The organism is [Eubacterium] eligens ATCC 27750 (assembly GCF_000146185.1).
Taxonomy (GTDB): Bacteria; Bacillota; Clostridia; order Lachnospirales; family Lachnospiraceae; genus Lachnospira; species Lachnospira eligens.
The window spans coordinates 111,000-125,787 of sequence record NC_012778.1 but is presented as its reverse complement, the minus strand read 5'-3'; the positions used below and the strand labels follow the sequence as shown (position 1 = coordinate 125,787).

The window sequence follows — 14,788 nt, the reverse complement described above, 5'->3', positions numbered from 1 at the left end:
TAATCTGACTCTACTCTTGTTCCTTATGTCTTTTTATTGCTTTTTGAATTTCCTGAATAATATATTTAGCTCCAACCGATGCACTACTTCCAAGATTATACACATATTCTTTAACAAATTGGTCTATGCTGTCCTTATATGTATCAGAAGCTGCCAGCATCTTTGCTGCTGTATCAGCTGTCTTATCAATTTCATCAAGCTTAAGTACTCGCCCGATTTCATATCTCATCCATATATTAAGTGGCTCAATTCCAATCTTTTTGTATTCAGGATTCATTATCTTCATTGGTGTATCAATGAAAAGAACCGGTTTACATGTAGTATAAGCATATTCATATGCTATACCTGACCAGTCTGTAATCATAAGATCTGCTTCAAAAACAGTACTGTTTGATGAAAAATCAGTCTGAATCTCTATATCTGTATCATCCTTATATCTTTCTTTAAGTCTTTCCATCTTCTCAGGCATATGTCTTACATGCTGTGGGTGTGGTCGAACTGTAATCTTATAACCATGCCCCTTAAGATTATCAAGTATGTCCTCAAGACAGCTGTCTACAATATTATCTTTCTGCCATGATGGAGCAATAAGTATTGACTTAATATCATTTTCCTTCTTTGGCATCTTTGCATAATCCTCACGCATCTCATCAAGCAATGAATATCCCCACTCAACAAGCTCCTTCTTAGGAAGATTATACACTTCTTCAGTTTTTTCTATTTCTTCTTTCTGAATCTTTCCTGTACATAATACAGAATCATAATGATCCATTGAACCGGTTCGCATTGTCATATTAAGGCTGTCCATGCCATGAGGAACATAAACATAATTAATATCTTTTCTGATATAACTTCTCTTAATGTGATAATTCTCAATATCAGGCATAGTCATAACAACAACGTCTGCATCCATCTTCATCATAAGTGTTATAAGTTTCTTTTCCCCTATATAATAAGGCTTAATCTTACTTTCTTTTTCTGCAATTCTGAATATCTGATCATCAGGATCACTTGTTACATAATGAATTGTAATATTCGTATTGTTAAGTATGTATTCAATTATCCCTTTAAAATACTTATAGAAACCTGAGCCCTCTGAATAGAAGACAAGATGTTTATTAACAACAGAAAAAAACTTTTTATAATCAGCTTTTTCTCTCTTAATATCTTCTTTGTTTCTTTTACCCTTTTTCGTACCAAGAGCTTCAATCTCTGCAAGTTCTTTCTTAGTTTCCTCAAGAGCCTCATAATCAACATAATTCTTAGGATTAATAGCCCAGTTAAGAAGATATAACTGAAGAATTGCAAATATGTTGCTGGCAGTCCAGTAAAGAGCTACTCCTGCATATACAAAGCATCCTAAATATAATGACAGACCTACTGAAAATATCATCATACCATACTTATTAAGCTTACTCTGTTCTGCCTGTAATACATTACTTGCATTCTGTGCAACACATAAAAGCCATGCTGATACACCTGCTATAATTGGTGTAATTATTGATAATCCCCACTGTTTTGTGGTAATCCATGTAAGGTCATAACCACAGAACTTCATGTTCGCAACACCTTCGTTAATTCCATCCTTAATAACAGCAACAACTCCAAGCAGAAGTATTATCTGTATAATAAGAGGTATAAGTGATGCCAGTGGATTATATTTTTCTTTTTTATAAAGCTTAGACTGTTCCTCTGCTATCTCATCCTTATCACCATAATGTTTAATAAGAATCCTGTTAATATCAGGCTGCATCTTAACCATTTTGATTGAATTCTTCTGTACCCAGATTGATACTGGTAAGAGAACTATCTTACTTATCAGAGTGAATAATATAATTGCCAATCCATAATCATGCAGTAGTTTGTAACAAAAATTCATTACATAACCTAAGGCTGTCGATAATATTTCCATAAATAACTCCTCTTTTGAAGATTTGATTGATTATGTCAAAATCATCCAACACAATAATTAATCATATCACTTATTATCAATTATTGAAAGGTGTTTTTACATATCCGATATACTTTTTTTACATATCCAATATAAATTTTACATGTTTTGCACACAAAAAAGGACACTGTTCTTACATAATACAGTGTCCTTTTAATATTATTTATTTCAAAAGGTACTCAGCATATTTAACTGCCATGTCTCGCCAGTTCTCCAATGCCTCTCCCATGTCTGCACCACATGATTCCCTGTACATAGCCCATACAAACCAGTAGTACGCAATAATAGCAACATATGCCATATAATGAAATCTTGTTGTCTCATTATAATCTTCCTGAAGGTATTCCTTTATGAATTCCTCAGCCTTATCAAAATCATACATGGCATCAACCACATAATATCCAACATCAATTCCCGGGTCAGAATATCCAGAATACTCCCAGTCAATAAGTATAACACTTCCATCTGGTCTTATCATCCAGTTTGGCTTATATGTATCGCCATGACAGAAACATTTTTCAACTCCATCTGCTAGAGTCATCTTATACAACTGTCCTATGTTGTTCTTAAGTCCTTCATATTGAACGAAGCACACAGGATCTTTCTTCTCAAGAAGCTTCTCCATATCAAGTGCATCTTCCCAAGGTTTCATTCCATAATCGGCTGTTATATCTGCCTTATGCAGCTTTCTTAAAACAGCCAATATCTTCTTTGAGTCCTCAAAAGAATTATAATCAGGTTCTCTGAATTCTGGAATGAATATGGATATCTTCCAGCCCTCATTAACATCTGCATATATGTATGTAGGATCTACACCAGCTTCTTTGGCTTTAATAAGTGATTTTTTTTCATTTCTTCTATTGATTATACTTTCTGTTCCATCGCCTGGATGTCTGTATATATAATCAATTCCGTCAATCTTGAATATAAATGATGTGTTGGTCATTCCTTCGCTTACATTCCTGAAATCAATTATATCTTCCTCATCACATCTGAATACAAGCTTGATATTCCTTATAATCTCACTATGTGTATGTCCAAGATACTGTGAATCAAACTTTCTAAGCTCATCGAAATAGTCAAACTCGAATATATTACCTGGAAGATACTCTTTAAAGAATATATCAGGCAGCTCATCCAGCTTATCTTTTACAAGAATCTCCCAATAGCAGTTATTATAAACCCCAGATTCACGTACAGCTTCAACCTGATTAATAAATGCTTCTGAGAATTCTTTTCTCCAGAATGAATGTCCCATAAGAACATATCCATCAATCTTATTATCCTTGGCAATTCTTGTTATCTTTCCAAATCCGTCAGCTCTTGCATATACTTCATCTGTTGTTTCCTTTCCATAATAACCTGAATAAAATGTATGATATTCAAACTGATTAAAAGGATTCTCGATATAATAACTGTCACTTACGCATATATAAGTATTTTTAAGTTCTTTTCTTGCAAGATAAAGACTTTCTATATTATTCTTTATATTAAATGAATCATTAATAATGAACTTTACACCATACTTGTCTTCAAGATAGTAAAACATCTCCTTCTTATAGCCAAGTACAACTGTAATATTCTTAATGCCAGCATCCTGAAGCTGCTTTATCTGTCTCTCAATCAGACGTTCACCCTTAACTTCAAAAAGACCCTTTGGCTGTTCAAGTGATAAAGGAATAAAACGTGTAGATGCGCCAGCTGCAAGAATAACGGCATTATTAACCCTGTATGGTTCAAGTGCCTCTAATCCAGTCTTTGTAAGACTACCAGACTCTTTTTCAATATACCCTGTTTTTACAAGTTTATTATAAATATTTGTGTCATTAAGAGCTTTTGTCTCCTCAACATCATAAGTGCAGCCTGCTCTGCCAATGCTTCCATTATACAAACTGTTCAATACATAAAACTCTTCTTTTCTCATTATACATATCTCCTTATGCCATGTTTCCTGAGAACACTCCTCGAATCACTGCTTTGATTACATTTTCTCTGCATAATTCATACTTCTTTCCTGAAAGTATAAGTCCCTCTACCTTAATGTTCTTTATGTCCTTCTTGTCAACCGAATACAAATCATCTGAAAGAACCACCATATCGGCAATCTTTCCTGCCTCAAGACTTCCTCTTTCCTTCTCGTCAAATGTTACATAATATCCATTATATGTACACATCCTTAGTGCTTCCTGAACCGATACTGCCTGAGACTGATTCATATTATTAACAGCTTTGTCAATCCATACAATAGGATCCGGTGATGTACATGGAGCATCAGAACCACATGAAACAACTATTCCGTTCTCATTAAATGTTCTGAGCGGATTAAGTCTTTCTGTTCTTTCTTTATCCATAATGCTTTCAAGATACTCATCAGGTTCCTGTTTCCAGTTAATGAAAGCGCTCTGTACAGGCATCTGTATATTATAGTCCCTGCATATCTTAATTCCCTCTTCAGTTGGAAGACAGTCATGTATAATTCCATGTCTGTGATCTTTTCTTGGATAATCGTCAAGTGCCGCCTTAAGTGCCCTGCATGCCTGGTCAAACGCTTTATCCCCAATCGCATGCATCTCTATCTGCAGTCCGGCTCTGTTAGCCTTCTTGCAGAAATCAATAACCTTTTCATCATCATAATAAAGTACTCCGTCACCGCCTAAAGAATCAATATATGGTTCATTCATAGCTGCATCGTGTGAACCGAAACATCCATCAAGCGCACATTCAAAACACCCGCCTATTCTTGGCAGCTTTCTCTTTAATGCGACATCAACATTCATTGACTGTGGGAATACTCTTACCTGAAATCCATTAGTTAAGGATTTTGCAAATATTTTTTCAAATGTAATATCAAGATTGCCTGTAAAACCCACACCACTTACAGTATGAATACAGCCAATTCCATGAGACGCCTGAAAATCAATGGCACTCTGCATATTCTTAAACAGTTCAATAATAGAAAGTGAATTGGTAATGTAATTAGAGCATTCAAAGAATGCCTCCTGATTCATCTCGCCGGTATCTTCGTGATAACCTCTTAACTTACTTACTTTCCCCTTCAGCTTATCAAGAAGCTTGCTGTTAATTACACACGCATGTCCATCATATTTGACAACCATGATTTCCTTATCAGGGCAAACCTTATCTAATTCTTTCCTGCTTATAAGTCTTCCTTCTTTAACTGAATATGGTGACGCACCGAATGCTATAAGTGTCTTTTTATTACCGCTTGACTGCACGAATTCTTTAACCATCTGTGCAATCTCTTCATTTGACTCTGCATCCATAACATTAAGTCCTGCGTGAAATGTAGAAAATGATGCCATATGCTGGTGTGTATCTACGAATGCCGGAACCAGCACCTTCTTTCCGAGTTCAACTGTCTGCACATTCTTATACTGTTCTGGCAGTTCGTTACCAACATACACAATTCTTCCTTTATCCTCAACGAGATAACCGGCTACTGTATCATTGCTGTCAACTGTAAGAACCTTTCCCTTATAACATATCATAGACATTCACCTTCCCTTTATATCTGCATTTACTGTTCCTGTCCCGGATAATCCTTATAAGAAGAATCTAACTGTACCAGCTCATAAAAATTATCTATCTCCATAATATCTGATTTCTCACAAGGTCTTACCTCTACCGCATATCTTTCCTTGCGAAGTACTAATGGAATGAATTCCCAGAAATAATCATTACCCTCCGGCTCTTCATTATATACCTGTGCAAAGTCTTCTCTTAATCTTGCACTGTCTTCCTTTGTCCAGTAAGATATTCCATAATAATTAAAGCAATATGTATTACCCTTCTGGTAATCTGTTATATGTCCATTATCAAGCTTAAAGCTCCAGTCATCAGTCTCTAATGAATAAGAGCCAAGGATATTGCTGCAGTACTGATACTTTGTGATAATAGCCGGATTAGATATATACAGGTCTGCTTCACATAAATAGCACTGGTCAATATGTTCTAATGCTGCCATTGCTGATGATATATTATTGGTTTTATCATATATATCGTTATCAATAAGATTGATAAATGGATATTTATCAAGAATCTCATCAAATTTTTCTTTCTTATAACCCCTCACAAGAGTTATATCCTTAATTCCTACAGAAACAAGTGCATCAAGTAATGTATCAATAATTCTTACTCCATTAACAGCAACCATTGGCTTTGGTCTGTCTAATGTAACAGGAACCATTCTTGAACCAAATCCTGCTGCCATAATAACCGCTCTCTTTACGCGGTATGGCTCAAGTGCCTCAAGACCTTTTTCGGTAATCTCCATCTGGTCTTCACATCTTTTAATAAGCACATCATTTTCTAACTCATCAAGTGCCTTGGATATAGCTGTTCCTGAAATCTTTAATGTATCTGAAAGAGTTCTCATCGGATAATCTTTCTTACCATTCTTTTCAATATATGTAAGTACTTCAAACTGATAACGATTCATATTTCCTCCTTACAGCACCATTGGAATTATATAGATTCCAAGTGCAATGCATGTAACAATAATTGTGCATACCTTCCATATGGTGTACTGTCTGTCCATCTTAGCCTTAGTCTGCTCATCCGGCTCTTCTATAACGCCAATTTCTTCCTCAATTGTCGGCATAACACACTCTTTTCTGTGAGAATATGCAAAATAAAATATTACACATAATACTGTTATGATTCCTGATGTAATAAGTGCTGCCTTATCCGCAAATATTAACATGAAGCAATACACAACAATTGTAAATATACATCCAACAACTCCAAGAGGTGCTTTATAAGGTCTCTTCATATCAGGATACTTCTTCTTAAGCCCCATATATGAAAGACAGCCTATCATATAACATATAGCAAGTGATATAAGCGATACTGACGCTATGTAATTAATTGAACCTGTTGCAATAAGTATAAAATTGATAACACCAACCACAATAACAGCAACATATGGTGTCTTGAACTTTGGATGAATCTTTCCAAGGAATTTTGGTAATGCGCCATCTTCTGCCATTGTATAAATGTATCTTGCAGGTGCAGCAATTCCTGGATTAATAGTAGATAAATCACCACCAAATGCAATACCGATACATAAAAGTATAATAGGAAATCCAACAAGTCCGACCGCCTTAAGTCCTTCTGCATATGGAGCATCTGCCGCTGCGAGAATTCCATAAAACTCCTTAGGTACAAGACCTACAAGAAACCACTGGAATAATGCGTTAAGTGCAAATACCATAAATACCGAAATCTTTAATGCTCTTGGAAGTGTATACTGTGGGTACTTAGTCTCTGCACCCATAGATACACATGTCTCAAATCCTGTATAGCACCACCATACAAGACCAAATATATACATCATCTCATTAAATGGAGGCAATGAGTTCATTGCTATTCCACCAAAATATTCAACATGAACCTTAGGTATCATATAAAGGAACCAGCACACTGAACAGCCCCAGAAGAAAAACATAAATGCTGTCTGTGCCTTACCTGACTGCTCAATACCTCTGAAATTAAGAATAAGGAAAACTGCAACAAGGATAATAGCTATAATTCTTGAATCAAGCTTAACAATGCTTATTCCAAGCTGTTCCATAAGAATCTTAAAATAATTGGCAAATGCAAGCGTCTCACCTGCACCAATAGCTACAACAGATACTATATAATGCCATCCTGCCATATTAGCCCATACTCTGTTAAGTCCTCTCTTGGCATAATTATATGTTCCACCCGCACAAGGAAGTGCTGCAGACATCTCTCCATATATAAGACATGGCCATATAGATATAAGAAGTGCAACAAATGTGAATCCTATTATCCATGATCCTACACTTCCTATCTGTGCTGAACCACAGGTAAAAAGTCCTACACCTACAACTGTTCCAATTGTCATACTAATTGATTCTTTAAGCCCTAAAGCACGAACCAGCTGATTATTCTCGTTCATAAATATCCCCTCTCACAGTTTATTCATTCGGTCATATTTTTGTCCATCTGCGTGAACAAAATGGATTATATCAGATAATAAACTAAATTACCAGTATAAAAGCAACAGCTATAAACCTTCCATGGCTATAGCTGCTGCTTCATCATCAATTATTAATATTCTTCATCTGCTGCTCATCTTTAATTACAGATATCTGTGGATTAACAGCGTACCCATCTATTCTGAACACCGAATAATCTCTGTTTTTAAGATATTCATCTGCCGGGTACATACCTTTTGACACATCCCATGGTGCAACATGATATCTTGACTGAGAAACACCATCCATATCAAAAAGCGTATTCCCATAATTACTCTTCTGTCCAAGTGCTGCCTTGCCATAAGTAGCATACAGATTCTTAAATGTTACAGAATCTGAATTAACCTGCATTACATCATTATGAGTATCAGCCATTTTCACAAATACAGCAGGACGTTCATACAATCTATATCCGCCGTGGTCGGCTGTAATTATAACTGTGCTGTTATCATACACACCTTTATCCTTCATCTGCTGCATATATTCATTAATATATCTGAACACACCCTGTATCTGCTTATCAAGAGAAGTCTCTGTTTCTCCCACATCTACACACTGTTCATTCATCTCATAAGGTGCATGTGCCCCTACCATATGATACAGTGTAAATGTTTTATTTCCAGCATCAACTGTTATACCGCCATTATTATTAAAATCAGCATACAACTGTGAATCATCCAGTTCATATTGAATAATATTGTTATTCTTTGGAGCCTGACATGCTGCAAAATCATCACCATAAAACCAGAAATACTGTTTTATAATCTGTGGAAATGCATAGAATGCCGACATTTTATATATATTCTTAAAGAATTGAACTTTGTCTGATATTCTGTATTTCTGTCCACCTGCAGTATTGGCTACTGCCTCCTGATTAACTCCATTAAGATACTCACTTGAAGTATACAACTTAACATCATATCCGTTATCTGACATGTCCTGAATAAGCGAACCTTCTTCATATGCTTTCTTTCTGTAATCAGCCAGTGACTGTGTGGTATCATACTGATAACCTGTAAGCATAAGTGGAACCCCAAGTGCTGTAGGTGCACCGCCGCCTATCATATTATCAAAATAAGTAAAATCCTTTAGCTCTTCACTGTATCTGTCAATAACATAATTCTGTGCATCATCATTATCAAGTGTATCAACAATGAATACCACCACATTGCCCTGCGAAGATAACGCAAACTCATCATTCTTTGTAACTACATATGAATAATCAACAGTTCTCTTAGAAGCCACTATAAGCACTACAAGTGTAACAATCTGTATACTTGAAAGAAACAGGCTGCCCCACTTCATTATCTTTGTCATTATATCTTTCTTAAAGCATACAACAACTGCAGGAACAACTATAAGTACTATCCATACAACTGTACTTATTATTGCATTTACCCTAAACTGGCTCCACTGAATCTGCCTTCCATTAAGGACACCAAAATCCGGATTAAGAAAATTCCCCTGCACATAAGCAGCTAATGCACCGCCAAATATGACCGCTGCGTATATGTTACATATCTTCTTTGGCACAATCAGACCTATCAGTATAACAACTGCTGCCGTAATTAACGATGCTGCTATAAGAAGCGGTATAAGTGCCGTGAAACCTACTGCAAATTCATCAAGATTACCAAGAAATAATGATGCCGGCATAAATATACAGAATGTTACAATAAGAAATATCAATTGAGGATAAATCGTTATTAATTTATCTTTTATCTTCTTCATAGTAATCTCCCTGTTAGTTAGCTGCCGCTTTCAATGAAATTTTTCTTACATTATTAAAAACATGTAGCCCACATATTATTCATAAAGAAGTATGACATTATACTCACTGCTGCTACTGCCATAGCATTTTTATTAATTTTTGTTGTCACACCATCGACACCTATAAAATATGCCATTGGGAATAACAACGGAAGCAGATAGCGTGGCTGGCATCCCGCAATATAGTCTGCACCAACTGCTGTGAATGATATATATAATGCTGTCGCTACCAGTACTACACATACGGCCGCACTAAAGAAATATGAAGCTCTTACATATGGCATTCTTACTTTCTCTTCACCTCTGTCTATGTACATTAACGCTGCAATAAGCATTAATGTAATTGCAGTACCAATTCCATATCCCATATATGCCATAGAACTAATAAATTCTGAAGCATAATCAAGGTTAAGATAATCTTTCAGAAAATTTAATAATGTACCTGAATACTCTATAGGATTTGAAAGTATATACTTTATCTGTTCAGTTGAATTAACATCTGATCCACCTCTTGAGTCTCCTGTTCCTGGAGAATTAATTAACATCGGCAGAAGGAATGTCATCATAAGGAATATTGCCACACCTACAATAATAGAATAATATATCCTTCTTTGCTTTTTATCCTTAAATTTATCAACAGGCATAAATAAAAGAACAAACATTATAACAAAATATATTGCTTTGGGAGCTATTCCAAGTAAAAAGCATATATTCATCATTATAATATTTCTATATTCTAATTTTTTATCTCTATTCTGAAGTTCCGAAATAAAGAATGAATATCCTAATGTTGTAAATCCAATAACCCAAAAGTCATATGACATTGAAGATGCCATAAACATTGTTGTTGTGGATAATCCAATAACAGCCAAAAGTACTTTACCATTTTTTAGTTTTTTTATTGCGAAATACATTAATAAAACATATGTACAAAGTATCACCATTTTGGATAGCAAAAATGTATGGAAGAACGATAATCTGAGCGCTTTTCCCATAATTATTCCAATTGCAGCAGGGGTATAAGCAACAAACTCCTTTCCCACTTCACTTCCAAATCTGTTATCTGTACGTTTCTGTTCATACTGATATTCAACATTATCAAGAATTGCCTTAAACTCTTCCTGTGTTAAATCTCCTTGTGTATACATATATGCAGCGGGCTGAGAATCATAGAATAAACCTTCCGCATTAAACTTAGTATTATCAAAAACATCCGCGAGAGAAACACTTCTTAAATAATGTGTCTCATCATCCCATGTCACAAGTAAATGTCTTGGTGAAACCATTATATATGTGAGTCCCATTATTAATGCTGCTGCTGCAAATAATACTTCTACACGTTTATATGCTATCTTGCCACATAATACAATTGCAAAAATAAGTATTCCCGTTCCAACGAAAAAATACATCCTCAAGTTAGAATATCCATCATAAATTCTACTGAAGATAATTTTCTCCAATAAAACGGCGGCTGCTATTATAATAGCGAATATGCAAGTAAATAAAAGTGTCTTCTTCCAATGAGCAGCAAGATACTTTATCTGATTTATCTTATTAGCTATGAAAGTATCTATATAATCAGATGCAGCTTTTATATAAGTCAGCAATAATGGTATACATATAACACCAAATATGCTTATTACACCAACAAACAATTTATTTTTCCATGTACTGAATTCTGACCAGTACATAGCTCTGTTAAATAAAAATACCAGTATCAGCATTATTATAAAAGTTACTATAAGTTTTTTTCTTTTGTTAATCATTTTAACTTCTGACATTATATCCTCCAAATAATACCATTAAACTTCCTTTGTTATTTCACCCGATTCCTTCTTATCATTAGCATAACTATTCAATGCAATCTCCTGTACCATCTTTCTTACTCTTTCCGAGTTTCTTGAAAGCGACATTGTAAGCGAGAATATAACAAGTATAATAAAGACAAACCCTAAAAAGAACAACATATTAATCTCATTATATATTCCCAGTGCCTTTGATATAACATTAAGAAGATTAGGTATTAATGTAATTATTAATATTCCAACCTCCAGAAAAAGCCATGAAAGTGCATATTTTAATTCCAGTTTGTTCTTCTTGATAAGACCTAATATCTTTAACAGTCCTAATATAAGAACAACAATTATAACGCATTTAATTCTTATACTCATCTATGCTTATCTCCTCTGAAATTCTCAAACAATATTGCCAGTGTAACCTTAACCATATAATATACTGATTTCTTAAGTGTTATTGATGAGCTTCCGCCCTGTCTTTCTCTCATGACAACTGGAATCTCAGCCACCTTGAAACCTTTCTTTAATATTGCCACAACTGTTTCCGGCTCTGGATAATCCTTAGGATACTTCTTGGCAAACTGTACTATTGTACGTCTTCCTATAAGTCTTAATCCTGATGTAGGGTCTGTTATCTTCTGACCTGTACATAACTTTATCAAGCCAGTGAAATAGTTAATTCCAATTCGTCTTGCCTTAGATGACTGGAATCCCTGTTTTTCTATGAATCTTGAACCTATAACCATATCAAGGTCATTCTTTTCAAGATAATCAGCCATCTCTCCAAGGAATTTCGCATCATGCTGTCCATCACCATCTACCTGTACAGCAATATCATATCCATATCTTTCTGCATACAGATATCCTGTCTGAACAGCTCCGCCTATTCCCAGATTAACTGGCAGATTAACAATATTAAATCCATTATCTTCACATATCTGTCGTGTATTATCAGTTGAGCAGTCGTTGATAACTACATAATCAAATGATGGTGCATTCTCTATAATATCTCTGACTGTCTTCTCTATACTTTCGCTCTCGTTATATGCTGGAATTATTATAAGTTTTTTCATATTTTCTCCATAATTGTCCATGCTTTAAATATCAATATCTTTCAGTTCCTCATCAAATGGTCCGAACTCCAGAACCTCAGGTACATGATTCTTTCTGCTCTCTACTGGTGGCATCTTCATATAATCGCCAAACATTCTCTTAAGAAATACATCATTATTCTTAGGGACTTTAACCATTATATCTTCAAATGGCTTTTCAACCAATGGGAACAGGTCATCTAACTTTATAGCCTGCTTTAAAGGATCCATCTCACCAAAGAAACATGCAACCCATCTTGTCTTCTCATTGTTATACTTAAGTGCGCTCTTCATATAACGTCTGTTGATGAATTTTCTTGAGAAATGTGTCCATGTAAGTAATCTGTTCATTACTATACACATTGCACTTACAACTTTTCTCTTCCATCCATGCATGAAAAGCACAGGTTTCTTGAATTCTCTTAATATTCTTAACTTGCTCCAGAAGAATACTGATGATCTCTGTCTTCTTCTCTTCTTGGCATCATCAGGAACATTATCATAAGGATAAAGCGCAATATCAATTCCCATAGGAACATTAGCATCCTTGAATACATATGGTATATTCTTAGTTCCAATTCTTGCTATCTCTGCATTATAGAAAGGAAATGTTTCCTGTGAATCTATATCAAGAACTACATACTTATCTGTATATTTCTCTCTATATATCTTCAGAACCTTCTCATAATCATCTCTGAGCATTCCGATATCTATATCATCATCCCATGGAATAAATCCTTTATGTCTCTCAACTCCGATTGCACATCCTGCAAACAGGAAATATGAAAGTCCGTTCTCATCACATATTTTAATAAAATCTTTAAACACCTCTAATTCTGCAAGCTGTAACTTTCTCAAAACCTTTGGATCATACTGTTCATTCTGGCTCATTGTCTTTTTCTATCCTTTCTAATCTGGTATAAGATATATCCCATCAATAATACGCCTAATAACACAACAAGTATCAGATAGCCGAGTGCAGCTCCGTTAAGACCAAGTCTGCCTGTAATCGGATCCATAATAATCAGCGCAACTCCGCATACAATAAGATACAGAATAGTCATGTATTTCTGCTTACGCATTATGGCAAGTACATAATAGAATATTATATTGACCGCATTAACGCCTCCACATAACAGAAGCAGAAGCAGTGTCATCTTGTAATCCTTAAGATTAACACCATAAAGCCATGACAGAACCGGTATTCCCAGTATATATGCCCCGACCTCACATATAAGTGTAAATCCTGCTATTATAGCAAACATCCTGAATATTATGTGCCAGAAATTCTTATACTTCTTCTCATAATAATTAACAGCCATTGATGTCTGCATCGGCTTAAATATTATACCACTAAACAGATTAATTACCATATTAGGCATGAATACCGCCGTATAATACAGCTGTGCTGCATCACCTAACATTCTGTCAACAGATAATTTCGATGAATTGATAATATAGTTACTTAAAAATGTGCTTATAGCAAGAGGCAGACACACTTTAAAAAGTACGAAAACTCTTCTGTAATCCCTGACAATACATATCTTAACCCTGCCTGCTGCAACAGATGCATCAAGACACAGAATTATAAGCAATGCAACTACATTCATACATATCAGAGAGAATATCAGATTTCTTGTTATAATTACTGTTACAACAAGAACCAGTATACTGAAGAATATCCTGTAAAACTCTGATTTACCGGACATATCTATTCTTTCCTCTTTCTGGAATTCACCTTCAAATGTATCAGCTACCGAATCAAGTATCTTATAGATACATACAAGCAATATAACAGTAACTTTCTCCGGACTGTAGCCGTTAAATACAACGTATACTATGCTTGCCAGAAATGTTATAAGACACATCATAAGTCTTAAAGTGAAATAATATCCAAAAGGATACTCATTCTTAACATCAGTAACCTGATATGTTCTTATTTCGAAATAGGCTATTGTAACAAGCCACTGTGCAATTGAAAGACCAATCGAGAACATTCCCGCTTTAGCCTCACCTAAGAAACGGCTTATAACAATTGTCATAACAAGCGTGGCAAGTGCGAAACATGCTGTTCCCATTGTAAACCAGATATATTTGTACTTATCTTCTGGTGTCTTATCCACACCCATTATTCTTGAAATAATATTCATATATACC

At 35.0% G+C, this 14,788-nt stretch carries 11 protein-coding genes; all 11 read right to left on the bottom strand.

Translation table 11 applies throughout. The annotated features are described in order from the left end of the window. Nucleotides 1-10 precede the first annotated feature (10 nt). A complete protein-coding gene (yidC, locus tag EUBELI_RS00550) occupies nt 11-1,912 on the bottom strand; it encodes a membrane protein insertase YidC (protein WP_012738385.1) in 1,902 nt (633 codons plus the stop codon). 202 nt (nt 1,913-2,114) lie between these two features. Next, complete coding sequence (locus EUBELI_RS00545; RefSeq protein ID WP_012738384.1) at nt 2,115-3,875, bottom strand: phosphotransferase; 1,761 nt, start codon at nt 3,873-3,875, stop codon at nt 2,115-2,117. Between the two features lie 13 nt (nt 3,876-3,888). Next, nucleotides 3,889-5,460, bottom strand: a complete 1,572-nt coding sequence (locus EUBELI_RS00540) for an amidohydrolase (protein ID WP_012738383.1) — start codon at nt 5,458-5,460, stop codon at nt 3,889-3,891. A 29-nt stretch (nt 5,461-5,489) separates the two neighbouring features. Continuing rightward, a complete protein-coding gene (locus tag EUBELI_RS00535; RefSeq protein WP_012738382.1) occupies nt 5,490-6,410 on the bottom strand; it encodes an NTP transferase domain-containing protein in 921 nt (306 codons plus the stop codon). A gap of 9 nt (nt 6,411-6,419) precedes the next feature. Next, entirely contained in the window at nt 6,420-7,895 is a 1,476-nt protein-coding gene (locus EUBELI_RS00530) for an APC family permease (RefSeq protein WP_012738381.1), read from the bottom strand. A gap of 145 nt (nt 7,896-8,040) precedes the next feature. After that, a complete protein-coding gene (locus EUBELI_RS00525; RefSeq protein ID WP_012738380.1) occupies nt 8,041-9,705 on the bottom strand; it encodes a sulfatase-like hydrolase/transferase in 1,665 nt (554 codons plus the stop codon). Nucleotides 9,706-9,758: 53 nt separating this feature from the next. Next, nucleotides 9,759-11,525 (bottom strand): DUF2142 domain-containing protein, encoded by a 1,767-nt coding sequence (locus tag EUBELI_RS00520; protein ID WP_012738379.1) that lies wholly within the window; start codon nt 11,523-11,525, stop codon nt 9,759-9,761. 21 nt (nt 11,526-11,546) lie between these two features. Beyond that, nucleotides 11,547-11,915 carry a DUF2304 domain-containing protein gene (locus EUBELI_RS00515; protein WP_012738378.1) on the bottom strand — a complete coding sequence of 123 codons (369 nt, stop codon included), beginning with the start codon at nt 11,913-11,915 and terminating at the stop codon, nt 11,547-11,549. Beyond that, the gene (locus tag EUBELI_RS00510; RefSeq protein ID WP_022099228.1) at nt 11,912-12,613 is read right to left on the bottom strand and encodes a glycosyltransferase family 2 protein; all 702 of its coding nucleotides are present in this window, start codon (nt 12,611-12,613) and stop codon (nt 11,912-11,914) included. Before EUBELI_RS00510 ends, EUBELI_RS00515 begins: the two co-directional genes overlap by 4 nt. Nucleotides 12,614-12,637: 24 nt before the next feature. After that, the gene (locus tag EUBELI_RS00505; RefSeq protein WP_012738376.1) at nt 12,638-13,522 is read right to left on the bottom strand and encodes a LicD family protein; all 885 of its coding nucleotides are present in this window, start codon (nt 13,520-13,522) and stop codon (nt 12,638-12,640) included. Then, on the bottom strand, nt 13,519-14,781 hold the full coding sequence (locus tag EUBELI_RS00500; RefSeq protein ID WP_012738375.1) for a lipopolysaccharide biosynthesis protein: 1,263 nt from the start codon (nt 14,779-14,781) through the stop codon (nt 13,519-13,521). Before EUBELI_RS00500 ends, EUBELI_RS00505 begins: the two co-directional genes overlap by 4 nt. Nucleotides 14,782-14,788: the final 7 nt, after the last annotated feature.